The organism is Asanoa siamensis, assembly GCF_016862555.1.
Lineage (GTDB): Bacteria > Actinomycetota > Actinomycetes > Mycobacteriales > Micromonosporaceae > Asanoa > Asanoa siamensis.
Map to the genome: position 1 here is coordinate 1 of NZ_BONE01000107.1, position 24,189 is coordinate 24,189.

Below are 24,189 nucleotides of genomic sequence, written 5' to 3' on the forward strand. Positions count from 1 at the left end.
ACACTCACTGGCAAGGGGACTCGATGGCTTCACCGTATCTGTCGAACGACGCGCTCGAGAAGGGCGATCGTTGGCGTGCGTTTCGCGGGCTTCGTTGGTGGCAGCTCGTCCTGTCGCTGCTGCCGCTCGTCCTCATCGCGCTCGGTGGCCTCGTCGGTGGTGCCGTCGGCGGCGCGGGCACATGGTTGAACCTGAAGGTGGCGCGCAGGCCGCTGCACCCGGTGGTCAAGGTGTTGGCCATGATCGGCGTGGTGGTAGGCGCGTACGTCGTCTGGTTGTTCGTCGCCATCGCGGTCAGGGCGCTGTTCGCGAGCTAGATTCCGTCGCGTACGGACGTATCGCTGGTCGCCGTACGCTTCTGCCCTGTGGCCCGCGCTTCGCGTCATGGCCGCTCGACGGGAGGAACGCATGGCCAACTTCGGTGAGTCCGACGATCTGGTGAGCGCCGAGTTCCGGGGCGTCGATCTGAGTGGCGCACGGTTTGTCGAGTCAGACCTGTCTCGCGTCGTGATGCGGGGCGTCGACATCGCCGGAGGCGACATTGACGCCCCGTGGCTCTTCGAACCAGGGAGCACGTTGCTGGTCAACGGTGTCGACGTCGTGTCGTTCGTCGAGGGGCAGCTCAACCAGCGGTTTCCCGGCCGGGAAGTGCGGCGCGCCCAGGATCCCGACGGGCTGCGCGCCGCCTGGGACGCACTCGAGCGCACCTGGGCCGCCACCCTCCGACGCGCCGCCGCCGCGCCGGCCGGGACCGTCGACGTCTCCGTCGCCGGTGAGTGGTCGTTCGCCCAGACGCTCCGGCACCTCGTGCACGCCACCGACGTCTGGCTCGGGCGCGGGATCATGGAGGCCGCGCAGCCGTTCCATCCCCTCGGGCTGAAACACGGCGGCGACACCACCGCCACGACTGACTATGCCGAGGTGCTCGTCGCGCGCGCCGACCGCATGGCCATGGTGCGTGACTTCCTGGCCCACGTCACCGCCGAGGATCTGGACGCACCGCGGAAGAACCCCCACAACCCGGACCATCCGGAGACCGTACGCTCCTGCCTGCACGTGATCCTCGAAGAGGAATGGGAGCATCACCGGTTCGCCGTCCGTGACCTCGACGCGATCGAGGCCCCGCCGGCCGCCTGATCCTGACAGAATGCGGCGTGCCCACACGCTTCCGCCTGGTCAGGGTGACGACCAGAACCATTCAGGTACGCGAGCGCGCCAGCGTCGACCTGCCGCGCAGTGCGGAGGCGACCTTCGACTTCCTGTGGGACCCGGTGTCCTCGTTCACGATCTCCGACTCGGTGGATGTGGCCGCGGCGCTCCCGGGCCGTCGGGGGCTCGGCGAGATCCAGGCCGTCGTCGAGCGGACGCCGGCCGGGCGGGTCGGCGTGCTGCACGAGGTCATCGAGCACGAACCCGGGCGCCGGGCGGTGACGCGCGGGCTGGTCGGCGTCTGTCCTACCTGGAGCGCCCTCAGCCTCGAACCCCTCGGGCCCGGCTCGTGCCGGCTCACCCAGGAGTTCTGGGCCGACCTTCCGGCGGGCGTCCAGGCGGGAATGGACAGGCAACTGAGCGCCGAGTACCGGCGGCGGTTGGACCTGATGATGCGCCGGCTCGGCGAGTGGGCCGGCCGTCAGGCGCCGGTGTAGGCGAACGCCGCCCAGTAGATCGGGTCCGCATAGGGGAACTCGCCCGGCCCGCCGGCAGGGGTGACGTCGGGCAGCAGGGCGAGCAGGTCCGCGTGGCGCGCACCGCGTAGCCATTGCTGGGCCAGGTTGAGCGCCACCACCGGTTCGCGGCCCTCCTGGCACCACGCGTGGTAGAAGACCGTCATCAGGTACGTGGTGGCCAGGTCGTCGACCGCCCAGGCGGTGGCGATCACGCCGGCGAAGCCGAGTTGGATCAGCGCCGAGGGCAGGCCGACCGCCTCGTTCGGCATCGCCGAGCCGCTGAGGTTGGTCTGGCAGGCCGACAGCACGGCCAGGCGCCGGCGGCCGGGCCGCAGCGTCCGCAGCAGTTCCGCCAACGTGACCTGGCGGTCGGCGAAGTACAGGCGACTGTCCAGGATGGAGGCGGGCTCGGTCGCACCGTGACAGGCGACATGCCAGCTGGTGTGGGCGTCGGCGGCGGCGCGGAACTCCGCCCAGGTGCAGTCGTGGATCGGCTGGGCCGAACCGCCCGTCCAACGCCGGGTGATCTCGGCCGTCTCCCGTGCGACGTACCGCAGCGGGGAATCGACGCCGGATCCCTTCGGCACGTCGATCGCGAGCAGGGTCCCCGCGCCGTCACCGGCCAGGGCCTCCCGGCACCGCCGGAGGGTGCGGGCGTTCGGCGCGTACCGGATCGCCGAGAACCTCCCCGCGTGCCGCCCCTCCGCGCGCTCGTCGCCGGGCATCCCCGGATCGCCGACCGCGTGCAGCGGCAGCAGGCTGAACAGGCCCACGGGTACGAGCGTGACGACGTCTCCCCGCGCGAAGAAGAGGAGGATCTCGCCGATCCCGGCGTGCCACATCGTCCGCAGGGCGGCGGCCATCGGCTGGACCGCGGGCGGCCCGGCCGGCGCGATCTCACGGTGGGTCGCCAGCCGCACGACGCCGACGGCCTCGGGCTGGACCCGCCCGACGATGCCCGCCACCGTGGCCCGGTCGAGCTTGGGCAGGTCGACGTACTGCGGGTCGTGCCGCCCCGCGACCACGAGTGCGTAGCCGCCGGCCTTCGCCGCCGCGAGGTAGACGAGGGCCCCGTCGTCGGTCTCGGCGGCGATCTCGTCGTAGCCGACGGAGAACTCGGCCCCGGAGGCGGCCCGGCCCAGGACCTCGGTCAGGTTGACCGCCCGCCCGGTCTCCAGCGCGATCGCCGCCTCGCGGTACCGCCCGGTGCGGGCCAGCCAGTAGCCGGCCTCCTCCGCGTACTCCTGGGCCGAAGCCAGCACCCGCTGCTTCGCCGCCGCGCCCTGCCGGGCGACAGCGTCCTGTGTGGCCAGTGTCACGAGATGCTGGTACGCCTCCGCGGCGAACTCCGCCACGCGGGTCCCGACCGCCCACTCCGCCCACGCCACCGCGAGCCGGGCCTTCTCGGGTGCGCTCCACGGCCCGTCGACCGACGCCCGCCAGGCCTGGTGGCGGCGCTCGTCGCTGGGCCGGCCGGTGAGCGCCTCCCGCGCCGCCAGCGCCTCCTGCAGCAAGAGCCGGTCGTCCGCGTCGGGGCCGCGCCAGGGCCGGCAGCGCCGCCTCATCAGCCGTTCCGCCTCACGCGCCTCGGCCAGCCCGCCGGCCGGCGCGGCCTCGGACCGCAGGGCCCGCCACAGCAGCAGCCGCGCCAGGCTCGCGTCGGCCGCGGTGGTCCGGCGCCACCAGCGCAGGCCCGCCGCCCGGCCGGTCCGGCACCACGCGATCGCGCGGTCCAGGTCGGCGGGATCCCGCCGGGCCAGCAGCAGCCCGGCGGTGGCCAGGGTCTGCGGCAGGACCCGGCCGCCCCGCTGCGCGCCCGCGTCGAGCTCGCCGAGGGCCGCGTCGAGGTCGCCGGTCACCACGTGCCGCCGGGCGCGGGCCAGATGCACGAGGGCGGGGTCGCCCAGCCGCCGGACGAGGTCGTCGAGCGGGCCGAGGTCGTCGTGGGTCTCCGCGGCGGCGATCGCCGCGTCCACGCGGGCGAGGTCCTGGGCCGCACCGCGGGCCGGCCAGGCGACGGGCGGCAGGCCGTCGAACGCGACCCCGGCCGACCGGCGGACCGCGGCCATGCCGGCCCGGGAGCGGTGCATCGCCCGCTTCTCGGCGAGCTCCTGGAAACCGCGATGGTGGTGGTCCATCAGCACGCTCTCGATGCGCGCCGCCACGTCACGCATGGCGCCGTAGATCTCCGCCTCGCGCGGGTGGTCGATCGCCGCCTCGCTCTTGAGCCACTCGACGCACATCGAGACGAAGGTGCGCGAGATCGTCCGCCGGGTGTTGTCGTCCTCGACGTCGCGGGTGTCGACGTGGGGATAGCACTCCATCAGCTCGTCCGCCGCCGGCTCGAGGTCGTCGAACACGGCCGACAGGCTGACCATCTCGTACAACGCCGTCGACGCGATCCACCAGGTGTCGGACTCCTGCCAGCGGGCCGGCCGGTTCGCGCGGAAGGCCTGCCAGGCGGCGGCCGCGGCCGCCGCGTCCCCTTGGAAACAGGCTTCCTTGTACGCCCAGACGTGCTGCTCGATCCGCGCGCGCTCCCGTTCGTAGCGGTCGGGGCTGCGCAGCTGGTGCCGGATCAGGTGGATCCGGGCGTCGTGCGCCCACGGCTCCTCGAAGGTGGGGTCGGTCGGCCGTCCACAGAGGCGGCACGGGTGCGGCCAGGACGGCGGTGCCGGTTGGTCACCGGTCCCGCACCCGTCGTCGCGGCACTCCCAGCCCTTCACCCGCGCGTCGGGCGGGGCGAGGTAGCCGTAGGAGGTCCGCGGTGGTCGTCTGGCCATCGCCTGACTCTGACGGACAGCGGTCCGTCAGAGTCAGGCATGGGAATGTTCAGACGCGATCGCCGGCCGCGGCTGCCGGACGACATGCCGCGATGGCTGGAGAGGTTCGGCCGGCACTCGTTCGACGTGACGAGAAGCGGCATCGACGGCGGCGACATGTGGGACCGCATCGGGTCGCTGCACGGCTGGGCGACGAGCGACCGCGACGGCTTCCTCACCGCGTTGCGCGCCGTCGTGGCGGGTGACCAGGGCGGCTTCGCGACGTTCGGTGCCGCGCGGCTCGTCTGGGAGATGTACGGCTGCGAGTGCCTGCGGATCCCCGGCGCGCTGCCCCTGATCGACGCGGGCATCGAGTTCAAACGGTCGCGCGGCCTGCCCACGGCCATGATGACCGGCTACGAGATGCAGCGCGTGCACGAGATCCAGAAGCAGGACACCTGAGCCGACCCGCGGCGTCGCCGTCGGGTTTCGTACGCACGGAAGGGATCGAGCTGTGGAAGGTTTTCTGTGTTTCCTGGTCGTCGCCGGTCTGATCGGCTTCGTGGTGTGGCAGTTCGTCGAGTCACGCAACGCCGTCGCCACCACCCGCGTCGAGACCACCCATGACCCGGCGACGGTCGTGCAGGTGGTGCGCGAGGCGTTCGCGGGGCCGCGCGCCGTGCTGTGGACGTCGACGGGCGGCCCGGGCGACATCAACATGCGTCGGCGCGGAGTGCGCGGTGGCATCACGATGTCCATCGACGTCGAGCCGGCACCGGGCGGCGGGTCCTTCGTGGACATGTGGGCCTCGAGCACCGTCAACTATCTCGGCGTGCTGGTGAACTTCGCGGGCGTGGTCAACCGCCGCAAGAAGGCCATCGGACGCCGCCTGACCGAGGCCGACCTCACCGTGCGGTGATCAGCGGCCCGCCGGCACGACCGTGATGCCCAGGGCCCGGGCGAAGGTCTGCGACAGGGCGGCCAGGTCGTCGGCGGCGATGGTCGCGCCCGCCAGGCTCAGCACGCCGCCGAGGCCCGACAGGTCGCAGTCGGTGAAGCGGGCGCCGGCGCACTTCGCGTCGGAGAACTGGGCCGCGCTCAGGTCGCAGCCGGCGAACTCCGCGCGGCGCAGGTCGGCGCCCGTGAAGTCGGCCCCGGTCAGTTTGCAGTCGACGAACCGCACGTGGGCGAACGACGAGAACCGGAACGCCGCCAGGTCGGCGCGGCAGCCGTCGAACGTCACGTCGCGCAGCGTGCCGGCAGTGCACTGGGCGCCGGTCAGGCGCACCTGGACGAACCGCGTCCGCGTCAGCGCCGGCTTCGTCAGGCGGGCGTTGGCCCAGTCACAGTGCTCGGCGAGGCAGTCGGTGAAGCGGGGCTGGTCGAGGACGGCCGAGGCGAGCGGCGTGCGCGTGAACCGGCACTGCTCGAACTCCACCGCCTCGGCCTCCGCGCCGGCGAGGTCGACACCGGTGAAGGACAGCCGGCGCAGCAGCGCCTCGTGCTCCAGCGGCTCCGCGCCCGGGGACAGGGCGGCCAGGCGGGGTTCGGCGGGCGGGCGCGGTGCGGACACGCCGTCCACCGTAGCGGCAGCGCCACCGGACCGGCGGCTGACAACACCCTTACATTGCTCGTACGTCGATGCCTTAGCCTGCCGAACATGGCTGACCGCGCGAGGATCGCTCACCTGTTGCGCCGCGCCACGTTCGGGCCGACCGCCGAGGAGGTCGACGCCGGCGAGCGGGCCGGCTACGACGCCACCCTCGAACGGCTGCTGCGGCCGGCCGAGCGTGACCCGGGCGCGCCCGTCTTCGCCGCCGATCCGGGCCCTGGCAAGGACGCCACCCGCGAGCAGCGCCAGCAGGCCAACCAGCAGCGGCGCAAAGAGGTCACGTCGGCCGTCGACTGGTGGCTCGACCGGATGGTCGCCACCGAGCACCAGCTCGCGGAGAAGCTGGTGTTCTTCTGGCACGGGCACTGGGCGACCAGCGCGCAGAAGGTGAAGGTCGCGCGGCTGATGCTGGGCCAACAGCAGACCTTCCGGGACCACGGGCGGGGCGGGTACGCGGCGTTCGTCCAGCGGATGGTCCGGGACCCCGCGCTCATCCTCTGGCTCGACGGGCAGAAGAACACCGCCAAGGCGCCCAACGAGAACCTCGCGCGCGAGCTGATGGAGCTGTTCACGCTCGGCATCGGCAGCTACGCCGAGAGTGACGTCAAGGCCGGCGCCCGGGCGTTGACCGGCTGGACCGTCGATCGGGTGGCCGGCACCGCGCGGTTCGCGGCGCGCCGGCACGACAAGGGCGCGAAGACGATCCTCGGGCGCACCGCGGCGTTCGACGCCGACGGGTTCGCGGCGCTGGTCGCGAACGAGCCGGCCGCCGCGACCTTCCTGGCGCAACGGCTCTGGTTCCGGTTCGGCAGCGGCGAGCCCATCCCGGCAGAGGTACGCGACCGCCTGGGCGCCGCGTTCGCCGCCCGCCGCCACGTCGACGACCTGCTGCGCGCGCTGTTCACCGACCCGGCCTTCGCGGGCACCAGCGGTCAGCTCGTCAAGCAGCCCGTGGAATGGGCGGTCGGCGCCCTGCGCCAGCTCGGCATCCGCCCGTCGACGCGCGGGGAGCAGGCACCGAAGCAGCTGGTCAACGTGCTCAACGGGCTCGACCAGACACCCCTGCGGCCGCCGAGCGTGGGCGGCTGGCCGGCCGGGGCGGCCTGGCTGACCACGAGCTCGCTGCAGGTGCGGCTGCGGGCGGCCGAGCAGTTCGCGGCGTGGGCCGCGCCGGCGGTGCGCGAGCGGCTCGCGGCCGCGCCGGCCCAGGGCCGCCCCGACGCCCTCGCCCGGCTGCTGGTCGTCGACGGCTGGACCGACCGCACCCGGGCCGTGCTCACGGAGGCGGCCGGCAAGCCCGAACGGCTGATCCAGCTCGGCCTCGTCAGTCCTGAATACACCGTCCACTGAGGAGCAGGTCGATGGATACGCTCACCCGGCGGAAGTTCCTGATCGCGAGCGGCGTGGTCGGCGCGGGCGCGCTGGCGGCCGGTGCCGCCGCGTACACGCTCGACGACATCCTCGGCACGGCCGGCGACCGGCCGGCGGACGCGGGCACGCTCGTGCTGGTCACGCTCTACGGCGGCAACGACGGGCTCAACACGGTGGTGCCCTTCGCCGACGCGGCCTACCAGGACGCCCGCCCGGACATCGCCTACGACGCGGGCGAGGTGCTGCGGCTCGACGACGAGACCGGCCTCAACCCGGCGCTGACGGGCTTCCACCGTCTCTTCACCGAGGGCCGGCTCGCGGTCGTCCGCGGCGTGGGTTATCCGAAGCCGGACCGCAGCCATTTCCGGTCGATGGACATCTGGCAGACGGCCGACCCGGTCCGCCCGGGCACCACCGGCTGGCTCGGCCGCTGGCTGGACACCGCCGGCGGCGACCCGCGTCTCGCGGTCAGCTTCGAGCCGGCGCTGCCGCCGCTGCTCGCCGGTGCGACCAGTGCGGGCGCGGCCGTCGAGACCGGTCCGCGGCGCCGGGCGGCCGGCGTGACCGGGCTGGGCGCGTCGTCCCCGGGTGAGGCGCCGCTCCAGGCGCGCGCCGCCCGCTGCTTCGCCGACCTGGAACGGGTCGACCAGATGATGACGACGGTACGCGAGGCGGAGGAGGCGGGCCGGCGCGAGGCGGACGACGACACCGACCCGGCGACCGGCACCGGCGGGCGTTCCGATCTCGGCACCCAACTCGACCTCGTGGCGCAGTGCGTGGAGGCCGGGGTGTCCACCCGGGCGTTCTCGGTGTCGCTCGGCGGCTTCGACACCCACGCCGACGAGCGGCAGCTGCAGGAGATCCTGCTGGCCAAGGTGGACAAGGCGGTGACCGCGTTCGCCGACCGGATGGCCGGCCGCCCGGTGACGGTCGCGGTCTACTCGGAGTTCGGCCGGCGGGTGCGGGCCAACGCCAGCGACGGCACCGACCACGGCACCGCGTCGAACGTGTTCGTGCTCGGCTCGGGCGTGCGCGGCGGGCTGCACGGCGAGCAGCCCAGCCTGACCGACCTGGACGACGGTGACCTGAAGCACACGGTGGACTTCCGCGACGTGTACGGCACACTGCTCGCCGACGTGCTCCGCGCCGACCCGGCCCAGGTGCTCGGCGGCTGGGACGGCCGGCTCGCGCTCATCGGCTCGTGAGCCAGGCCAACGCCTCGGGGAACCGCCGCAGGACGGAGACATGTCCGTCCACATCGGAGACCCGCAGCGTCGCGCCCGGGATCCGCTCGGCGAGCCAGGCGCTGTGTGTCGGCGGCACCATCCGGTCGCGCGCACCGGCCACCAGGAGCACCGGCGCCGTGATCGTCGCCGGGTCGAAGCCCCACGGCGCCGTGTAGGCGAGGTCGTCGTCGACCGCGGCTTCGGGGCCCTGGGCGATGGCCGGCCGCACGACGTCGAGCATCCAGGCCCAGTCGGTCGCCAGGGCGTCGTCGTCGGCGTCGCAGAACCCGATGTCCGGGTCGTCGGAGGCGTAGCCCTCGCGGGTGCCCGCGAGCGAGGCGCGGTGCGCGCCGGCGGCACCCGGCGCCATCCCGGCGAACCAGTCGAGCCCGTCGGCGCCCCACGGCGCGAGGCTGGAGCCGACGACCACCGCCGTGACGCGGTCGGGCAGGAGAGCCGCCGTGGCGAGCGCGTGCGGGCCGCCGCCGGAGTGCCCGACCACCCCGAACTCGTCGAGGCCGAGCAGGTCGGCGATCGCGGTCGTGTAGCGGGCGGCGGAGGAGACGTCGCGGCCCGGTGTGCGGGTCGAGGTGCCGTAGCCGGGGCGGTCGTAGGAGACCCAGCGGATCTCCTCGCCCAGCAGCGGGACCGGCGGGGCGCCGAGGTTGGGCGTGCCGTGGTGCCAGAACACCGTGTGCGGGGCGGGCCGGCCGGTGTCGTAGACGTGGAGCTGCTGACCGCCGCCGAGGTCGAGATCGAACTCCTTGGTCACGCGGCCGACCCTACCCCCGGTCGGCGATCCGCGGGTGGCGCCGCTCTACAGGACGCTGGGCAGGCCGTTGCGGCAGCCGAGGCTGACGCTCAACAGGCCGACCGTGACGGTGACGCGGTCCTGTGGACCGGACCGGTGTGCGGCGGGGGAGAGCACCTGGACCTGGTCGCCGACGCAGCGGGCGGTGACCGAGATGCCCAGCAGGGGAAGCTCGAGCTCGACCGAGCGGCCGGGCGTCGGCCCCGGGTCGGGGGGCTCCGGCTCGTCCTCGGGCTCGTCGGGCTCGGACCCGGACCCGGAGCCGTTGCCAGACCCCGAGCCGTTGCCGGAACCCGAGCCGGAACCGTTGCCGGAACCCGAACCGGAGCCGTTGCCGGTGCTGTTGCCGGAGCCGGAATCCGAGCCGGATCCGGAACCGGAGCCCTCGCTCGTACCCGGATCGCCGTCGCCCGTGGTCGGCCCAGGAGTTCCCGTCGCGCCCACCGGCGACGTGCCGGCCGGCGTCGGCGAGACGGTCACCGTGGGCGTCCCGGTGCCGGCCGCGTCCGCGGTGCCGCCGGGCGGCTCGTTGGGCACGATCAGCGCCGCCGCGACCGCCCCGGCGATCAGCGCCACGCCCGCCCCGGCGAGCACCGCCGTCCGCCGGCGATCGGGGCGCCGGACGGGCTTGGGCGACGCGGCGACCACCTCGGTGGTCAGCTCGGGATCGACCGCCGGCCGCCCGGTGTCGACGACGTCGGCGGCGACCGGCGGCGCGGCGACGGCGTCGGTGGTCGCGGCCGCCATCGCGGCGACCAGCCCGGCCAGCGCCGGGTCGTCGTCCTGCGGCGGCGGCACGATGCCGGCGGCGACGGCCAGCACGGCGGACACCTCGGCGGCGTCGGGCCGGTCGCCGGGCTCCTTGGCGAGGCACCGGTCGCAGATCGCGTTGACCTCCGCCGGCACGCCGTCGAGGGGCGGCAACGGCTCGGGCTCCACGTACACGTGCGCGTCGATCATCTGGGTCGTGGTGTCGGCCTCCCAGGGCAGCCGGTTGGTCAGCGCCCGGTAGATCAGCAGGCCCAGCGCGTACACGTCGGACGCGGGTGAGACCTGCCCCAGGGTGAGCCGCTCCGGCGCCAGGTAGGCCGGCGTGCCGAGGAGCAGCCCGTCGGCCTCGAGCTCGTCGCGGCCGACCACCGCCGCGATGCCGAAGTCGACGACCTTCGCGCCCGACGGGGTGAGCATCACGTTGGACGGCTTGACGTCGCGGTGCACCAGGTCCTGCGCGTGCGCCGCGGCCAGGGCGGAGGCGACCTCGGAGAGGGTACGCAGCGCCACCCGCGGCGGCAGAGGGCCGTCCTCGAGGCGTTGGTGCAGCGTGCGCCCGGGCAGCAGCTCCATCACCACGTAGGGAACCTTGGTGCCGTCGTCGTCGACCGTCTCGCCGTAGTCGAAGACGCCCGTCACGTGGGGGTGCCAGAGGCGGGCGGCGGCCCGGGCCTCGGCGCGGATCCGCTGACGGGCGGCGACGCTGACGGCATGCCGGGTGGCCAGCACCTTGACGGCGACGGAGCGCTGCAGCACGAGGTCGTGCGCGCGCCAGACGACCGACATGCCGCCGGCACCGAGCCGGTCGTCGAGTCGGTATCGCCCGTCCAGGACCTGTTGGGACCGCACCCGCACAGCTTGCCAACTACGCGCCGAAATGGCATCCCGGCGACGGGACTCCCATCGACGCCCGTGATGACCGGAAGATGCCTTGTTGGCCCGGACAAGGTAGGTTGGCCAGGTGCTTCGCGACGTGCTGATCCGGCCTCTCCGCCGGGTCGTGCGCCGCTCTGTGCGGGTTCTGACTGGTTTGGCCGCTTTGGCGCTAGCCGTAGGCATCGGCGTGTCTTCCACCGCCACGCCGGCATCGGAGCCGCCGACGGCGACCGTGGCGTCCGTCACCGCGGAAGCTCCGGACGGTGCCCGGCCGGTCGAGGCCGTGGCGCCCGCCACCATGATCGAGGCGGTCCCGGCCGACACCGCCGCCGCGCCGACCCGGGTCACCACCACCCCGACCCGGCCGCACCCCGCCGCGGACCCCGAGCGTTCCGCACCCCGCGCCCCACCGGCCGGAGACGACACCCCCGCCCGCTGAGCCCACGCTCGGCCCCCGTCGTCCCCTCCAACGCCACCCCGGTGAGGTGTCCCGTGCACAGCGTCCTGGAACTCTTCTACGTCGGCGTCCCGCGCGCCGCCGCCATCTGGTCGATCCTGCTCGTCCTCTCCGTCCTGGCGATCTCGGGCCTGCGGATGGTCGGGCCGCGCGGCCCGCGTCGTCCCCGGCTGCGCACCCGATTGCGCGCCGCCCGGATCCGCCGTGAGCGGCGCGCCACCGCCGCCGCCGAACTCGTCCGTTACGCCGAGGAGGTGGCCGTCGCGGCCACGCGCGCCGAGGCGTCCGCGCGCCGCCGGCACGACACCTGGCTCGCCGCGCAGGACGCCGCCGAGCGGGCCTGGGCGGCCTTCGACCGGGCGGAGCAGGCCGCCCGCCGGCTCTCCGCGGCCGCGTTGCTGCCCGCGCCGGCCACCCCGCAGACCCCGCAGGAGTACGCGGAACGCGAGCGCTGGCTCCACCGCGCCGCCATGTCGGCCTGTGCCCACAATGAACTGTCCTTGTTGGACCTCAACGACGCGCTCGCGCACCGCAACGGCTGGGACCCGCGCCGCCACCCGGCCGAGCAGGAGGCGATGCTGCGCCGGGCGATCCGCGACACCCTGGGCGCCGCCGAGCGCACCGCGGCCCGCGAGGAGCGGATCGCCTGGACCGCGGCGGAGTCGGCGGCCGCGGCCGCCCGCAGCCTGCGGGCCGAGGCCATCGCGGCCGCCGAGCGGGCACACGGCGTGCGGCACCTGCTGCGGCCGGACGCGGCGGCGGATCCGGACCGCCGGCGGCAGCGCCTGCGTACCGCCGTGGCCCGCTAAGTTAGCCGGATGTTCCTCACGCACCTCGACTGCCCCCGGTGCGACCGCAAGCACGACGCCGAGGTGCTGGCCAACCTCTGTGACTGCGGATCGCCGCTGCTGGCCCGCTACGACCTCGACGCGGTGCGGGCCGCCGTCACCCCCGCGGCGTTCGCCGGCCGGGGCGCCGATCTCTGGCGCTACCGCGAGCTGCTGCCGGTGCGGGACGACGCGCATCGGGTGACGCTGGGCGAGGGCTGGACACCGCTCTGGCCGGCGTCCCGGTTCGGCGGCCACATCGGGCTGGAACGCCTGCTGGTCAAGGACGAGGGGCTGGTGCCGACCGGCTCGTTCAAGGCGCGCGGTGCCGCGGTCGGCGTCTCCCGGGCCCGCGAGCTCGGCGCCCGGCACGTCGCGATGCCGACCAACGGCAACGCGGGGGCGGCCTGGGCGACCTACGCGGCCCGCGGCGGGCTGCGGTCGACGATCGCGATGCCGCTCGGCGCGCCGACCATCACCCGCAACGAGGTGGTCGCCGCGGGCGGCGAGCTGATCCTGGTCGACGGGTTGATCAACGACGCCGGCCGGCTGGTCGCCGAGCTGATCGCGGCGTCGGGCGGCGGCATCTTCGACGCGGGCACGCTGCGGGAGCCCTACCGCCTCGAGGGCAAGAAGACGATGGGGCTCGAGATCTGCGAGCAGCTCGGCTGGCGGGTGCCCGATGTGATCATCTATCCGACCGGTGGCGGGGTCGGGCTGATCGGCATCCACAAGGCCCTGACCGAGCTGCGGGCGCTGGGCTGGATCGGCGACCGGCTGCCGCGCCTGGTGGCGGTGCAGTCGACGGGCTGCGCGCCGATCGTGCGGGCGTTCGCGGCCGGCGCCCACCGGGCCGAGCCGTGGGCGGACGCCCGTACCGTCGCGTTCGGCATCACCGTCCCGGCACCGCTCGGCGACGAGCTGATCCTGGACGCGCTCACCGCGACCGGTGGCACGGCCCTCGCCGTCGACGACGCGGAGATCCTGGCCGACCTGCGCGCGTTCGGGGAGCACGAGGGGCTGCTGCTCTGCCCGGAGGGCGCGGCCTGCCTGACCGCCGCCCGCACCCTGCGCGACAGCGGCTGGCTGTCCGCGAGCGACGAGGTGGTCGTGCTGAACACGGGCGCGGGCATCAAGTACCCGGAGACGATCTCAGCCCCGGGCGCGTAGCCGGCGCAGCATGCGGGGGTCGTCGAAGCCGACCGCGCGGGCGGCCGCCTGGACCGTGCTGCCGTGGCCGATCAGGTGCTCGGCCCGCTCCAGCCGCAGTGCCTGCTGGTAGGCGAGCGGGGTCAGTCCGGTCGCCCGGGTGAACTGCCGGGTCAGCGTGCGCTCGCTGACCCCGCCGGCGCCGGCGAGGTCGGCCAGTGGCAGGCGCTGCGCGTACCGCTGGTCGATCAGGTCCTGGACCTTGTGCACCGCGTCGCTGAGGTGGCCGCGGTGCCGCAGCATCGCGCTGCTCTGCCGCTCGTCGCCGTTGCGGCGCGCGTAGACGACCATCTCGCGGGCGATCCGGGCCGCGGCCGCCGGCCCGTGCCGCGTCGCGATCAGGTGCAGCGCGAGGTCGATGCCGCTGGCGATGCCCGCCGAGGTGACCACCCGCCCGTCGACGACGTAGAGCACGTCGCGGACGACGGTCGCCCGCCGGTAGCGCTTCGCGAGCTCGTCCTGGAGGCCGTGATGGGTGGTGCAGCGGCGGCCGTCGAGCAGGCCCGCCCGGCCGAGCACGTCGGCGCCGGAGCAGACGCTGGCGACCGTGCCGCCGGCGCGGTGATGGGCCGCGACCCAGTCGAGCGTCTGCGGGGTGAGCGCGCCGGTGCCGCGCAGGGTCGGCGAGCGCCAGCCGGGCACGATCAGGAGATCGCCGGGTCGCAGCCGCGGCAGGGTGGTCTCGGCGTGGACGCAGACCCCTTGCGCGGTCGGGACGTCCGGCTGCTCGGCCACGTACGCCAGGCGGTAGTGGAGGTCGAGGTCCCGCGCGGTGGAGAAGACCTGCGCGGGCCCGGCGAGGTCGAGCAGGTGCAGGCCGGGCACGAGCAGGAAGCTGACGGTGGTCACGATCCGGTCATCATCCCACGAGCGCGGCCCCGGCGATCTCGGCGATCGTGCGGACGGTGGCGAACCGGCCGTCGAGGACCCGCTCGGTGCGCGTGACGATCGCCTCGACGCCGAGGGTACGGGGGTCGGCGAGGATCTCGTCGACGCTCGCGCCGGCCGCGTCGCGGTGGGGGATCGGGAAGGTGAGCGTCGCGTCCGTGACGAACGTGACGGCGTACCCCAGATCCCCGCCCACCCGGGCCGTCGTCTCGACGCACTGCTCGGTGCGGATGCCGCAGACCGTGAGGTCGTGGACGCGCCGCTGCGTGAGGAACTGGCCGGCGTTGGTGGTGGTGAAGACGTTGTGCGAGGTCTTGATCAACGTGGGCTCGCCGTCGTGCGGCGGGCGGATGCCGTCGAGGAGCCGGACGTGGCCGTTGGCCGGGTCGAACACGCCGCCGGTGCCGGGCTCGCTGTGCAGCACCCAGATGACCAGGTCGCCGCTCGCCCGGAAATAGTCGACCAGGGTGTTGACGTTGGGTACGAAGTCGGGATTCGAGCCGGCCCGCCAGATCTCCCGCTGGTGGAAGGACTCCTGGGCGTCGATGACGAACAGTGCGCGGTTCATGTCCTGATCGTCGCCGTGTGGCGGGTCGTCGCGGAAGGCCGGATCGGGTCCGCCTCCGGACGGATCCGGTCACGCTCCCGCGGCGCTGTCCACAGGCGGCGACGGCTCTGCTCCTACTAGTGCTTTCATTGGTGTCATGGCGAATCCGGCGATCCTCACCGTCGACGACGACCTTGCCGTCTCCCGGGCCGTCGCCCGTGACGTGCGCCGTCAATACGGCGACCGTTACCGGGTCGTCCGTGCCAACTCGGGCGCGGAGGCGCTCGAGGCGCTCAAGGAGATCAAGCTCCGCGGCGACCAGGTGGCCGTCCTGCTGGCCGACTTCCGCATGCCGCACATGAACGGCATCGAGTTCCTCGAAGCCGCGATGGACCTCTTTCCCCGGGCGCGGCGGGTGCTGCTCACGGCCTACGCCGACACCGACGCCGCGATCGACGCGATAAACCGGGTCGATCTCGACCACTACCTGCTCAAGCCGTGGAACCCGCCGGAGGAGAAGCTCTACCCGGTGCTCGACTCGCTGCTCGAGGCGTGGACGAGCACGCCCGAGGCCGCGGCGACCGTGACGCGCGTGGTCGGCCACCGCTGGTCGGCCCCGTCGTTCAAGGTCCGCGACTTCCTGGCCCGCAACCTGGTGCCCTACCGGTGGTATCTGTCGGACGAGCCCGAGGGCGCCCGGCTGCTGGCGGCGGCCGGCCTCACCGAGGCCGACGTGCCGCTGGTGATCACGCCGGAGGGCAAGTCGCTGGTCCAGCCGTCCGAGAGCGACCTGGCCACCCACGTGGGGTTGTCCACCACGCCGGCCAAGGACTTCTACGACCTGGTGGTCGTCGGCGCCGGCCCCGCGGGGCTGGGGGCGGCCGTCTACGGCGCCTCCGAGGGGCTGCGCACGCTGCTGGTCGAGCGGCACGCCACCGGTGGCCAGGCAGGGCAGAGCAGCCGCATCGAAAACTACCTGGGCTTTCCCGACGGGGTCTCCGGGTCACAGCTCGCCGAGCGGGCCCGCCGCCAGGCGGTGCGGTTCGGCGCCGAGCTGCTGACCACCCGCGAGGCGACCGAGCTCGACGTGCGCGGCACGACCCGCGTGCTCCGGTTCGGCGACGGCAGCGAGGTGGCCTCGCACGCCGTCGTGCTCGCCACCGGCGTCTCCTACCGCATGCTGGAGGCGCCCGGCGTCGGCGACTTCCGGGGCCGGGGCGTCTTCTACGGCTCGGCGGCCACCGAGGCGCCGAGCTGCTCCGGCCAGGAGGTCTACATCGTCGGCGGGGCCAACTCCGCCGGCCAGGCCGCCGTCTACTTCGCGCGTTACGCCCACCGCGTGCACATCCTGGTCCGGGGCGACAGCCTCACCCGCACGATGTCCCGCTACCTGATCGACCAGATCGAGAGCCACGACAACATCGACGTCCACCCGTTCACGGAGGTCTGCGAGGCGGGCGGCGACGACCACCTCGAGCGGCTGGTGCTGCGCGACACCCGCGACGGCCAGACGCGGCCGGTCGACACGTCGTGGCTGTTCATCTTCATCGGCGCCGAGCCGCGCACCGACTGGCTCGACGGGGTGATCACGCGCGACGACCGCGGCTTCGTGATCACCGGTCCCGACCTGATCGCGGCCGGCAACCGCCCGGTCGGCTGGTCCCTGCCCCGCGACCCCTACCACCTCGAATGCAGCGTCCCCGGCGTGTTCGCCGCGGGCGACGTCCGCTCCGACTCGGTCAAGCGGGTGGCGTCCGCGGTCGGCGAGGGCGCGATGGCCATCTCCCTGGTGCACCGTTATCTGGAGGCACAATGAGCACCGAACTAGCCGGGCACGCGGAGGGCGACCGGCTCTCGCCGGCGGAGCTGCGCAAGCTCTTCCTGTTCGAGAAGCTCGACGCCGAGCAGCTCGACTTCCTCGCCAGCCACGGCTCCGTCGAGCACTACGCGGGCGGCACCTACGTCTACCGCGAGGGCGAGGAGGCGACCTGCTTCTACGTCCTGCTCAGCGGCACGGTGGCGCTCAACCGCCAGGTCCGCGGCGACGAGATCGAGACGACCCGCACCGACCAGGTGGGTGCCTACGCGGGCGCGACGCAGGCCTACATCGAGAAGATCCCGCAGATCTACCTCAACAGCATGCTCGCGATCTCCGACGTCGAGGTCTACCAGCTACCCGCCGACGAGCTGGCCACCGTGCTGCGCGACTGGTTCCCGATGGCCATGCACCTGCTCGAGGGCCTGTTCTTCGGCATGCGCTCGATGCAGACCATGGTCAGCGAGCGCGAGCGGCTGCTGGCCCTGGGCTCGCTGTCGGCCGGCCTGACCCACGAGCTCAACAACCCGGCCGCCGCGGCGGTGCGGGCGACGTCGGTGCTGCGTACCCGGTTCACCGGCATGCGGCACAAGCTCGCCCTGATCGCCGACGGCCGCATCGACGGCACGCGGCTGCACGCGCTGGTCGGCCTCCAGGAAGAGGCGATCAAGCGGGCCGCGAGCGCGCCGGAGCTGACCCCGATGCAGACCAGCGACGCCGAGGACGAGGTCGGCGACTGGCTCGAGGAGCACGACATCACGGGCGCCTGGGACATCGCCCCGACGCTGGTGTCCGGTGCGGTCGACACCGAGTTCCTCGAGAAGGTGCGCACCGACGTCGGTCCAGACAACTTCGAGAACGCGTTGCGCTGGCTGACCTACACGCTCGACACCGAGCAGCTGATGACCGAGATCGACGAGTCGGTCACCCGGATCTCGTCGCTGGTCGCGGCGGCCAAGCAATACTCACAGCTCGACCGGGCGCCGCACCAGACGGTCAACGTGCACGAGTTGCTGCACGCGACGCTGGTGATGCTGCACGCCAAGTTCCCGCCGGGCATCAAGCTGGTCAAGGAATACGACCGGTCGCTGCCCGACATCCCGGCCTACGCGGCCGAGCTCAACCAGGTGTGGACCAACCTGATCGACAACGCGATCGGGGCGATGGGCGAGTCCGGCACGCTGACGGTCCGCACGTCCCGCGAGGGCGACAACCTGGTCGTCTCGATCGGTGACACCGGGCCGGGCATCCCCAAGGACGTCCGGCCGCGGATCTTCGAACCGTTCTTCACCACCAAGCCGGTGGGCGAGGGCACGGGGCTGGGTCTCGACATCTCCTACCGGATCGTCGTCAACAAGCACCACGGCGACATCCGCGTCGACACCAAGCCGGGGGAGACCTGGTTCCACGTCGTGCTGCCGATCGATCCCGACGACCGGGTCGAGCCCGCCGACGAAGCCGAATGAGCCATATCCTCTTCGACTTCTTCGGCACGCTGGTCGACTACGACGACGGCCACGCGCCGGCGCCGGTGAAGTCGGCGGCCATGGCGACCGCGCTGGGCCGGCCGATGTCGGCCGACGAGTTCCTGACCCGCTGGGACTCCGTCTGGATGGCCTGGGAGTCGCGGTGCTTCTCGTCGCACCGCGAGTTCTCGATGCTGGACGTGGCCGGGTCGTTCCTGCCCGACGCCTCGCCCACCGAGTTGGCGGCGTTCGTCGACGTCTACATCGCCGAGTGGAACGAGGGCGTGCGCTACCTGCCCGGCATCGAGGTCTTGTTGTCGTCGCTGGCCGGCCGATACCGGCTCGCGGTCGTGTCCAACACGCACGAGCCCGACCTGGTGCCGGCCCATCTGGCGGCGATGGGCGTGGCCGGGTTGATCGACGCGGTCGTGACGTCGGTCGAGCTGGGCGTACGCAAGCCGGCGCCGGCCATCTACGAGTCGGCGCTGACCCGGCTGGGCATCCCGGCCTCGGCGGCGGTGTTCGTGGGCGACAACCCGTCGGCCGACTACTTCGGGCCGCGCTCGCTCGGGATGCGCTCGTTCCTGATCGACCCGGCGGCCCGGCACTCCGCCGTCCCGCCGGGCGACCGGTTGTCCTCGATCTTCGACCTGCCCGCGGTGCTGCTCTAGCGGTTGGCCCACTCGTGCGCGCTGCCCTCGTGCAGCGCCTCGTAGACCCGGTCACGGATGGCGTTGGCCTCCGCTGTGGACAGTGTGTGGGTGAGGTCGCGCAGGACGAGGCGCAGGAGCACGTTCTTCTGCCCTTGTCGGAGGCCCATCCGCCGGCGGGCCGACTCGGGCAGGTCCGCCCAGCCCGTCTCGCTCCGCACCTCGATCTCCTCGATGGCGGCCGCGTCGTCACCGAGGACCGCACGGACCTGATCGCCGAGTTGCTCGGCGTCGCGGTCGCCGGCGACCGCGAGCGAGAGGTCGCGGGTGGTGGGCGGCATGCCGGAGACCCGACGGTACGGGGCGAGGTCGCGTAGCTGGCTCGCGATCCGTGGATCCTCGGCGCGCAGCAGCCGGATGTCGTCGATCCCCTTGACCAGCATGGTGATCCGGTCGAGTCCGAGCCCCATCGCGAGCCCGGTGGTGCCGGTGGGGATGACCTCCGGGTGGGCGATGCCGCACTCGCCGATCTCGACGCCGTCGACGTAGATCTCGCGTCCGTCCAGTGTGTAGGGATGGACGCTGGGCGGTGTCTCGATGCGCCGGCCGGGGAGGACGGCGTCGACCACGGTCGCGATCATCTCGGTGAGGTCGCGCTCTGCCAGCGGGTCGCCGTTGTCGCGGACCCGCCACAGGTCGAGTTGGTGGGGCTCGCCGACGTGCTGCCGGTCGATCGCGTCCCGGCGGTAGCACATGCCGGGCACGCTCAGCAGCTCGTCGGTTCTCGGTTGGCGCTGGTCAAGCAACGCCGGGATGCGGGCGGTGGTGTGCGACCGCAACATCCGCTCACGGTCGACGTACCGGCTGTATCGCCGATCCCGCGTGACGGCGTCACCGTCGTACCGCAGGCGATCGTAGTTGTCCTTGATCGAGACGACGGGCCCGCCGGGATCACGCCGCACGGGAATGCCCCAGCGTCGTCGGAGGGCGCTCTCTATGGCGTCGACGACGTGCTGGATGGCGTGCTCACCCTGCTCCGGATCGGTGAGATCGCGGCGGGCGAGGGCGGTTCGGAGTTGGGCAGGGGTCAGGTAGGTCATGGCCGGTGTGTCCTCACGGGTGTTTGGGGAGAGCAGGGCTGAAAACGCGGAAACCCCCGGGCTGGGCCGGGGGTTTCGTGCTCTCCCGCGGACGCGGGACACGCTTGGAGATCAGCGCACGACAACCAACCCACCGGTCACCCGGGGGCAGCTAAATCGCACGACCTGACACATCACACGCCCAGTCTATGCGGTGCGGCCACCGATTTGCGATGGTCCCGGTCTCCGGACATGCCGGCTGGTTCGGGATTCGGTCGCCCACCCGCCGATGGCGTCTCGGTCTCGGTCATCGTCCTGCGGATGAGCGTATGAGCCGCGCGCGGCTCCTGGCGGGGCCGGGGGCGCGGTCGTGCCGCGCCCCGCGGCCCCGTCGTCAGGCCGCCGCCTGGGTTTCCTCGATGACGCGGCGGCGCATGGCTTCGATCTCGACGCCCGATTCGACCAGCACCAGCGTTCCCAGGCCCTCGCCCTCGCGGAGCAGGCCGAGGAGGACGTGTTCGGTGCCGATGTGCTTGTGCTTCAAGCGGATCGCCTCGCGGAGCGAGAGTTCCAGGACCTTCTTCGCGCGCGGGGAGAACGGGCCGCCGCGGTAGTAGCGGCGGTTGCGGAAGCCGAACAGGCCCCGCGAGTGCGGTCGGGCCGGTGGGCGCAGGGCGCCTTCGCCGAACGCGGCCTCTACCTTCTTGCGTACCGCTTCCAGGTCGATCCCGATCTGCCGTAGTGCTTCCGCATCGGCGTCGCCGAGCGCTCGCGTGCCCACGTGCGACTCGATGCGGGTGCGGATGTCGCTCGCGGTGACGCCCGCGCCGCGCAGCACGCGGCCGGCTACGCCGTTGCCGCCCTCGCTCTCCTCGTCGAGCATCGCCAGGAGCAGGTGCTCCGTGCCGACCTTGTCGTGTCGCATCGCGCGCGACTCGGCCACGGCGCCCTTGACGACCGATCGTGCCCGGTCGGTGAACCGCTCGAACATCACGCCTCCTGTGACGGTCGCACGACCGGACGCCCGGCGTGCTTCTTGTGTACGGCCTGCCGGCTCACCTCGAGTGCGGCGGCGATGTCCTGCCACGACCACCCCTGCGCCCGCGCGTTGTCGACCTGCACCGTCTCCAGGCTCTCGAGGAGGCGGCGCAGGGCCAGCACCGCGCGCAACCCGACCTTGGGGTCGGTGCTGCTCGCGGCGGCGGCGAGGTCCACTGCCTGAGTCATGCTGTCAATGTACGTTGACAGCTCGGCCGTTGTCAACCCTGGTTGACGCGCTCGGCGTACCGTGGAGGCGTGGAATTTCTTGTCGACATGGTGACCACGGTGCCGGCGGGGACCTCGGACGACGAGATCGCCGACATGCGTGCCCGGGAAGCCGTGCGGTCGGCCGAGCTCGCGGCGCAGGGGAGTCTGCTGCGGTTGTGGCGGCCGCCGCTTCAGCCCGGGCAGTGGCGCAGCTGGGGCCTCTTCTGTGCCGACGACGCCGAGCGGCTCGAGGCCGTACTCGCGTCGATGCCGTTGCGGGCCTGGCGGCAGGACACCGTGACGCCGCTGTCGCCACACCCCAACGACCCCGGGCTTCGATCATGAGCGAGCAGCAGATCCTGCGTGGCGTGCTGGACCGGTGGAAGTCGGCCGTCGACGCCCACGAGCCCCACCGCGTCGCCTCGTACTTCACCGACGATGCGATCTTCCAGGGTCTGCACCCGTATTCGGTGGGGCCCGCCAGCGTCGCCGCGTACTACGATTCGCAGCCTCTCGGCATGACCGCCGCGTACGAGATCCGGGAGACCCGGCGGCTCGCCGACGACCTCGTGCTCGGTTACCTGAGCGTCGACTTCGCGTTCACCGACCGGCCGACCCTGACGGTCAGCCTGAGCGTGATCGTGCGCCGGGTCGGGGACGGCTGGTCGATCAGTCACTACCAGGTGTCACGCCTGTAGCGGCTCGCCGGTCTCCAGCAGGGTCTTGAGGCCGGAGACGATGTGCGGCCAGCCGCCGTTGACCGCCTTGCGGACGGCGCTGTCCGGCGGGAACCCGCCGTGGGTCACGGTGAGCTTGACCGCGGTGCCGGCCGGCTCCAGCTCGAAGGTCACTGTGGACCGTGGCTCGGCGGCGAACGCCGCGCGGTCGGCCTCGCTCATGCCGGACGCCGTGGCCCACTCGTCGGTGAAGGTGTGCCAGGTGTACGAGAGGCGCCGGTGCGGCTCGGACTCCAGCACCACCTGCTCGGGGTCGGCGATCCGGGCGCCCTCGGGCCGCCAGACCATGGGGGAGCCGGGCTTCCAGTCGGTGTCGAACTCCGTGCCCCAGTAGCGCTTCGTGAAGGCCGGATCCGTGAGCGCCTGCCACAGCCGTTCCGGCGTGGTGTTGATGTAGGTGGTGTAGACGAAGTCGTTCGTACCCATCGGCTTTCGCTCCAATGCGGTCTTGAGGTCGGCGAGGGCCTGCGCCCGGCCGCGGTCGTACCGCTCGATCCAGCGGTCGGCGATCGCGTTGATCGGCGCGGCGTTGAGGTGGTGCAGCTTCTCCCGGCCGCGCCGGGTGGTCGTGACCAGATCGGCGGCCTCGAGTACGGCGAGATGCTTGCTCACCGACTGGCGCGCCATGTCGAGGCCGGCGCAGAGCTCGCGCAGGGTCTGCCCGTTGCGCGCGTTGAGCGAGTCGAGCAACTGCCGGCGGCTGGGGTCGGCCAGCGCCTTGAACACCAGGTCCACGTGATCTCTCACCTCTTATGCAGCCATCTGGCTGCCTTTTGACGATAGGCAGCCTTGTGGCTGCATGTCAAGGGCGCCCAAAACTGTCGTACGTACGTTCTAATCTGCCTGCATGAATACGGAGACGGCCACCTGGGGTGGCGAAGGCGGTCCTTGGGGCGACGGCCCGCAATGGGGTGCGGCGGGGCGACGTCCGGCGTCTGGCGGGGCGGTGCTCGGCGGGCTGTTCGGCGCGGTGCTGGGCGCGGGACGCGGAGGGGTGCTCGGCGCCGGGTGCGGCGTCATTGGCGGCGCGGTGCTCGGCTTCGGCGCAGAAGGCAGCGCCGTGATCGGCCGGTTGGCCGGTGTGGGTGCTGGGCTCGGTGTGTTGAGGTGACGAGGCGGTCAGCGCAGGCGGGGGAGCAGCGCAGGTACCTCGCGCATGTGGTCGGCATAGCCGCCGCGGCGGGCCAGCGACCGGCGGTCCATCAGCGGGATGCTCGCGGCTTTGAAGAGCACCACCATGGCCACCGGCCCGACCAGGGTCCACCACCAGGTCGGCGCCGCGGCCAGCCCGAAGAGCCACAGCCCCCACCAGAGCGCGATCTCGCCCAGGTAGTTGGGGTGGCGCGTGCGCCGCCACACTCCGGTCGCCAGAATGCGGCCGCGGTTCTCCGCCGCGGCCGCGAAGCGGTGCAGTTGCAGATCCGCCATGGCCTCCAGCGCGATCGCGCCGGCGGTCACCGCCGTGGCGACCACATCGAGCCAACCGAAGGGACGTGAGCCGGCGAGGGCGGGCCAGACGGAGAGCAGACCGAGATAGACCACGAGCGTGGGCATGAGCTGGATGCCGCCCAGGTTGACCACCCACCACGGCACCCGGCCGCGGGTGGCGCGCAACTGGTCGTAGCGCCAGTCGACCTGGTGCAGGCCGCGCCAGCCGTAGGCCCAGTTCCCGGTCAGCCGCACCGCCCAGACGACGATCAGCAGCAGCACGACGGCCTGGCGCAGCCCGTCACCGGTGCCGGAGACGGCGACCCACCAGGCGGCGACGACGGGCGGGGCGACGCTCCAGTACGGGTCGTAGAGGCTCGCGTTGTCGAACACCATCGACAGCGCGAAGACGAGCAGCGTCGCTACCAGGTCGGCGACGAACGCGGTCAGCAACGGATGCCAGGAAGGAGGCGCCGCGATCACGACACCCCAGGCCGCGCCGAGCGCGAGCAGGTAGGCAACGACCACGACACCCAACGACGCGGTCCGCGACACCGTCCGCACGCCCACGGATACCCCTCCCGGCCAGCCAACTCGTGATCATCGTAGGCACCCCGACGAGCGGACACCATGCCCGCGATCGATGTCCGTCCGCCGGCGCCGGGCGCGCGGTCCGCACAACCTGCCGGCATCGCGGGCGGGGGGTGTCAGGCGTCCGCGCGCGTGCACGGCGGTCTGGCC

Annotated in this window: 25 protein-coding genes and 3 pseudogenes; 16 read left to right on the top strand and 12 right to left on the bottom strand. The window is 72.9% G+C overall.

Annotation, left to right across the window (positions count from 1 at the left end; translation table 11 throughout):
* From Asi02nite_RS36990 to Asi02nite_RS37000, 3 genes and pseudogenes are all read left to right on the top strand, one after another.
* Window positions 1–317: pseudogene (locus Asi02nite_RS36990) on the top strand (hypothetical protein); the annotation flags it as partial.
* A gap of 91 nt (window positions 318–408) precedes the next feature.
* Window positions 409–1,137 carry a DinB family protein gene (locus Asi02nite_RS36995; RefSeq protein WP_203718712.1) on the top strand — a complete coding sequence of 243 codons (729 nt, stop codon included), beginning with the start codon at window positions 409–411 and terminating at the stop codon, window positions 1,135–1,137.
* Window positions 1,138–1,181: 44 nt separating this feature from the next.
* The gene (locus Asi02nite_RS37000) at window positions 1,182–1,646 is read left to right on the top strand and encodes an SRPBCC family protein (RefSeq protein WP_203718713.1); all 465 of its coding nucleotides are present in this window, start codon (window positions 1,182–1,184) and stop codon (window positions 1,644–1,646) included.
* On the opposite strand, the gene Asi02nite_RS37005 is transcribed toward Asi02nite_RS37000, so the two are convergent.
* Window positions 1,631–4,450 carry a CHAT domain-containing protein gene (locus Asi02nite_RS37005; protein WP_203718714.1) on the bottom strand — a complete coding sequence of 940 codons (2,820 nt, stop codon included), beginning with the start codon at window positions 4,448–4,450 and terminating at the stop codon, window positions 1,631–1,633. The two genes, Asi02nite_RS37000 and Asi02nite_RS37005, sit on opposite strands and share 16 nt — an antisense overlap.
* 45 nt (window positions 4,451–4,495) lie before the next feature.
* Here Asi02nite_RS37005 and Asi02nite_RS37010 point away from each other — a divergent pair, with 45 nt between their 5' ends.
* Both Asi02nite_RS37010 and Asi02nite_RS37015 read left to right on the top strand, forming a co-directional pair.
* Window positions 4,496–4,891, top strand: coding sequence for a hypothetical protein (locus tag Asi02nite_RS37010; RefSeq protein ID WP_203718715.1), 396 nt, complete (start codon window positions 4,496–4,498; stop codon window positions 4,889–4,891).
* A gap of 52 nt (window positions 4,892–4,943) precedes the next feature.
* On the top strand, window positions 4,944–5,348 hold the full coding sequence (locus tag Asi02nite_RS37015) for a hypothetical protein (protein WP_203718716.1): 405 nt from the start codon (window positions 4,944–4,946) through the stop codon (window positions 5,346–5,348).
* Here Asi02nite_RS37015 and Asi02nite_RS37020 read toward each other — a convergent pair whose 3' ends face one another.
* Complete coding sequence (locus Asi02nite_RS37020) at window positions 5,349–6,002, bottom strand: pentapeptide repeat-containing protein (protein WP_203718717.1); 654 nt, start codon at window positions 6,000–6,002, stop codon at window positions 5,349–5,351.
* A gap of 87 nt (window positions 6,003–6,089) precedes the next feature.
* On the opposite strand from Asi02nite_RS37020, the gene Asi02nite_RS37025 reads away from it, so the two are divergent.
* The gene (locus Asi02nite_RS37025; protein ID WP_203718718.1) at window positions 6,090–7,391 is read left to right on the top strand and encodes a DUF1800 domain-containing protein; all 1,302 of its coding nucleotides are present in this window, start codon (window positions 6,090–6,092) and stop codon (window positions 7,389–7,391) included.
* 11 nt (window positions 7,392–7,402) lie between these two features.
* Complete coding sequence (locus Asi02nite_RS37030) at window positions 7,403–8,617, top strand: DUF1501 domain-containing protein (protein WP_203718719.1); 1,215 nt, start codon at window positions 7,403–7,405, stop codon at window positions 8,615–8,617.
* On the opposite strand, the gene Asi02nite_RS37035 is transcribed toward Asi02nite_RS37030, so the two are convergent.
* Together Asi02nite_RS37035 and Asi02nite_RS42055 are read right to left on the bottom strand one after the other, a co-directional pair.
* Window positions 8,604–9,410, bottom strand: a complete 807-nt coding sequence (locus Asi02nite_RS37035) for an alpha/beta fold hydrolase (protein ID WP_203718720.1) — start codon at window positions 9,408–9,410, stop codon at window positions 8,604–8,606. The genes Asi02nite_RS37030 and Asi02nite_RS37035 overlap by 14 nt on opposite strands.
* Before the next feature lie 45 nt (window positions 9,411–9,455).
* On the bottom strand, window positions 9,456–11,069 hold the full coding sequence (locus tag Asi02nite_RS42055) for a serine/threonine-protein kinase (protein ID WP_239127553.1): 1,614 nt from the start codon (window positions 11,067–11,069) through the stop codon (window positions 9,456–9,458).
* A 214-nt stretch (window positions 11,070–11,283) separates the two neighbouring features.
* On the opposite strand from Asi02nite_RS42055, the gene Asi02nite_RS37045 reads away from it, so the two are divergent.
* The 3 genes from Asi02nite_RS37045 to Asi02nite_RS37055 are packed head-to-tail and all read left to right on the top strand — an operon-like array spanning window position 11,284 to window position 13,550.
* Window positions 11,284–11,535: a hypothetical protein gene (locus tag Asi02nite_RS37045; RefSeq protein WP_203718721.1), complete on the top strand. Its 252-nt coding sequence runs from the start codon at window positions 11,284–11,286 to the stop codon at window positions 11,533–11,535.
* Between the two features lie 53 nt (window positions 11,536–11,588).
* A complete protein-coding gene (locus Asi02nite_RS37050; protein WP_203718722.1) occupies window positions 11,589–12,362 on the top strand; it encodes a hypothetical protein in 774 nt (257 codons plus the stop codon).
* Window positions 12,363–12,371: 9 nt separating this feature from the next.
* A complete protein-coding gene (locus Asi02nite_RS37055) occupies window positions 12,372–13,550 on the top strand; it encodes a threonine synthase (RefSeq protein ID WP_203718723.1) in 1,179 nt (392 codons plus the stop codon).
* Here the strand turns inward: Asi02nite_RS37055 and Asi02nite_RS37060 are convergent.
* Together Asi02nite_RS37060 and Asi02nite_RS37065 are read right to left on the bottom strand one after the other, a co-directional pair.
* The gene (locus tag Asi02nite_RS37060; protein ID WP_203718724.1) at window positions 13,533–14,438 is read right to left on the bottom strand and encodes a GlxA family transcriptional regulator; all 906 of its coding nucleotides are present in this window, start codon (window positions 14,436–14,438) and stop codon (window positions 13,533–13,535) included. The genes Asi02nite_RS37055 and Asi02nite_RS37060 overlap by 18 nt on opposite strands.
* A 10-nt stretch (window positions 14,439–14,448) precedes the next feature.
* Window positions 14,449–15,045, bottom strand: coding sequence for a cysteine hydrolase family protein (locus tag Asi02nite_RS37065; RefSeq protein ID WP_203718725.1), 597 nt, complete (start codon window positions 15,043–15,045; stop codon window positions 14,449–14,451).
* Window positions 15,046–15,181: 136 nt separating this feature from the next.
* Between Asi02nite_RS37065 and Asi02nite_RS37070 the strand changes: the two genes are divergently transcribed.
* Genes Asi02nite_RS37070 through Asi02nite_RS37080 form a run of 3 tightly spaced genes read left to right on the top strand, consistent with a single transcriptional unit; the run spans window position 15,182 to window position 18,977 of the window.
* Window positions 15,182–16,840, top strand: a complete 1,659-nt coding sequence (locus Asi02nite_RS37070; RefSeq protein ID WP_203718726.1) for an NAD(P)/FAD-dependent oxidoreductase — start codon at window positions 15,182–15,184, stop codon at window positions 16,838–16,840.
* Window positions 16,837–18,306: an ATP-binding protein gene (locus Asi02nite_RS37075; protein WP_203718727.1), complete on the top strand. Its 1,470-nt coding sequence runs from the start codon at window positions 16,837–16,839 to the stop codon at window positions 18,304–18,306. The genes Asi02nite_RS37070 and Asi02nite_RS37075 overlap by 4 nt, the downstream gene beginning before the upstream one ends.
* Complete coding sequence (locus Asi02nite_RS37080) at window positions 18,303–18,977, top strand: HAD family hydrolase (protein ID WP_203718728.1); 675 nt, start codon at window positions 18,303–18,305, stop codon at window positions 18,975–18,977. Before Asi02nite_RS37075 ends, Asi02nite_RS37080 begins: the two co-directional genes overlap by 4 nt.
* On the opposite strand, the gene srmL is transcribed toward Asi02nite_RS37080, so the two are convergent.
* The 4 genes and pseudogenes from srmL to Asi02nite_RS37095 form a co-directional block, all read right to left on the bottom strand.
* Window positions 18,974–20,056, bottom strand: a complete 1,083-nt coding sequence (gene srmL / locus Asi02nite_RS37085; protein ID WP_203718729.1) for a PheS-related mystery ligase SrmL — start codon at window positions 20,054–20,056, stop codon at window positions 18,974–18,976. The genes Asi02nite_RS37080 and srmL overlap by 4 nt on opposite strands.
* A gap of 394 nt (window positions 20,057–20,450) precedes the next feature.
* Window positions 20,451–20,636, bottom strand: a pseudogene (locus tag Asi02nite_RS43025) (Clp protease N-terminal domain-containing protein); the annotation flags it as partial.
* Between the two features lie 186 nt (window positions 20,637–20,822).
* Window positions 20,823–21,026: pseudogene (locus Asi02nite_RS43030) on the bottom strand (Clp protease N-terminal domain-containing protein); the annotation flags it as partial.
* Window positions 21,026–21,262, bottom strand: coding sequence for a helix-turn-helix domain-containing protein (locus tag Asi02nite_RS37095; RefSeq protein WP_089248094.1), 237 nt, complete (start codon window positions 21,260–21,262; stop codon window positions 21,026–21,028). The pseudogene Asi02nite_RS43030 and the gene Asi02nite_RS37095, both read right to left, overlap by 1 nt.
* 69 nt (window positions 21,263–21,331) lie before the next feature.
* Between Asi02nite_RS37095 and Asi02nite_RS37100 the strand changes: the two genes are divergently transcribed.
* Both Asi02nite_RS37100 and Asi02nite_RS37105 read left to right on the top strand, forming a co-directional pair.
* Window positions 21,332–21,628 (top strand): muconolactone Delta-isomerase family protein, encoded by a 297-nt coding sequence (locus tag Asi02nite_RS37100; RefSeq protein WP_203718731.1) that lies wholly within the window; start codon window positions 21,332–21,334, stop codon window positions 21,626–21,628.
* Complete coding sequence (locus Asi02nite_RS37105; RefSeq protein WP_203718732.1) at window positions 21,625–21,981, top strand: YybH family protein; 357 nt, start codon at window positions 21,625–21,627, stop codon at window positions 21,979–21,981. The genes Asi02nite_RS37100 and Asi02nite_RS37105 overlap by 4 nt, the downstream gene beginning before the upstream one ends.
* Here the strand turns inward: Asi02nite_RS37105 and Asi02nite_RS37110 are convergent.
* Window positions 21,970–22,755, bottom strand: a complete 786-nt coding sequence (locus tag Asi02nite_RS37110; RefSeq protein WP_203718733.1) for an ArsR/SmtB family transcription factor — start codon at window positions 22,753–22,755, stop codon at window positions 21,970–21,972. The genes Asi02nite_RS37105 and Asi02nite_RS37110 overlap by 12 nt on opposite strands.
* Window positions 22,756–22,867: 112 nt before the next feature.
* Here Asi02nite_RS37110 and Asi02nite_RS37115 point away from each other — a divergent pair, with 112 nt between their 5' ends.
* Window positions 22,868–23,131 carry a hypothetical protein gene (locus tag Asi02nite_RS37115; protein ID WP_203718734.1) on the top strand — a complete coding sequence of 88 codons (264 nt, stop codon included), beginning with the start codon at window positions 22,868–22,870 and terminating at the stop codon, window positions 23,129–23,131.
* 8 nt (window positions 23,132–23,139) lie between these two features.
* On the opposite strand, the gene Asi02nite_RS37120 is transcribed toward Asi02nite_RS37115, so the two are convergent.
* Entirely contained in the window at window positions 23,140–24,018 is an 879-nt protein-coding gene (locus Asi02nite_RS37120) for a DUF1295 domain-containing protein (RefSeq protein ID WP_203718735.1), read from the bottom strand.
* Between the last annotated feature and the right edge of the window lie 171 nt (window positions 24,019–24,189).

Bases quoted from the DNA above. Each gene is read 5' to 3' on its own strand.
- Asi02nite_RS36995 (WP_203718712.1), top strand. From the start codon at position 409: ATGGCCAACTTCGGTGAGTCCGACGATCTGGTGAGCGCCGAGTTCCGG.
- Asi02nite_RS37005 (WP_203718714.1), bottom strand. From the start codon at position 4,450: ATGGCCAGACGACCACCGCGGACCTCCTACGGCTACCTCGCCCCGCCC.
- Asi02nite_RS37010 (WP_203718715.1), top strand. From the start codon at position 4,496: ATGTTCAGACGCGATCGCCGGCCGCGGCTGCCGGACGACATGCCGCGA.
- Asi02nite_RS37025 (WP_203718718.1), top strand. From the start codon at position 6,090: ATGGCTGACCGCGCGAGGATCGCTCACCTGTTGCGCCGCGCCACGTTC.
- Asi02nite_RS37030 (WP_203718719.1), top strand. From the start codon at position 7,403: ATGGATACGCTCACCCGGCGGAAGTTCCTGATCGCGAGCGGCGTGGTC.
- Asi02nite_RS37055 (WP_203718723.1), top strand. From the start codon at position 12,372: ATGTTCCTCACGCACCTCGACTGCCCCCGGTGCGACCGCAAGCACGAC.
- Asi02nite_RS37065 (WP_203718725.1), bottom strand. From the start codon at position 15,045: ATGAACCGCGCACTGTTCGTCATCGACGCCCAGGAGTCCTTCCACCAG.
- Asi02nite_RS37070 (WP_203718726.1), top strand. From the start codon at position 15,182: ATGGCGAATCCGGCGATCCTCACCGTCGACGACGACCTTGCCGTCTCC.
- Asi02nite_RS37075 (WP_203718727.1), top strand. From the start codon at position 16,837: ATGAGCACCGAACTAGCCGGGCACGCGGAGGGCGACCGGCTCTCGCCG.
- Asi02nite_RS37080 (WP_203718728.1), top strand. From the start codon at position 18,303: ATGAGCCATATCCTCTTCGACTTCTTCGGCACGCTGGTCGACTACGAC.
- srmL (WP_203718729.1), bottom strand. From the start codon at position 20,056: ATGACCTACCTGACCCCTGCCCAACTCCGAACCGCCCTCGCCCGCCGC.
- Asi02nite_RS37095 (WP_089248094.1), bottom strand. From the start codon at position 21,262: ATGACTCAGGCAGTGGACCTCGCCGCCGCCGCGAGCAGCACCGACCCC.
- Asi02nite_RS37105 (WP_203718732.1), top strand. From the start codon at position 21,625: ATGAGCGAGCAGCAGATCCTGCGTGGCGTGCTGGACCGGTGGAAGTCG.
- Asi02nite_RS37115 (WP_203718734.1), top strand. From the start codon at position 22,868: ATGAATACGGAGACGGCCACCTGGGGTGGCGAAGGCGGTCCTTGGGGC.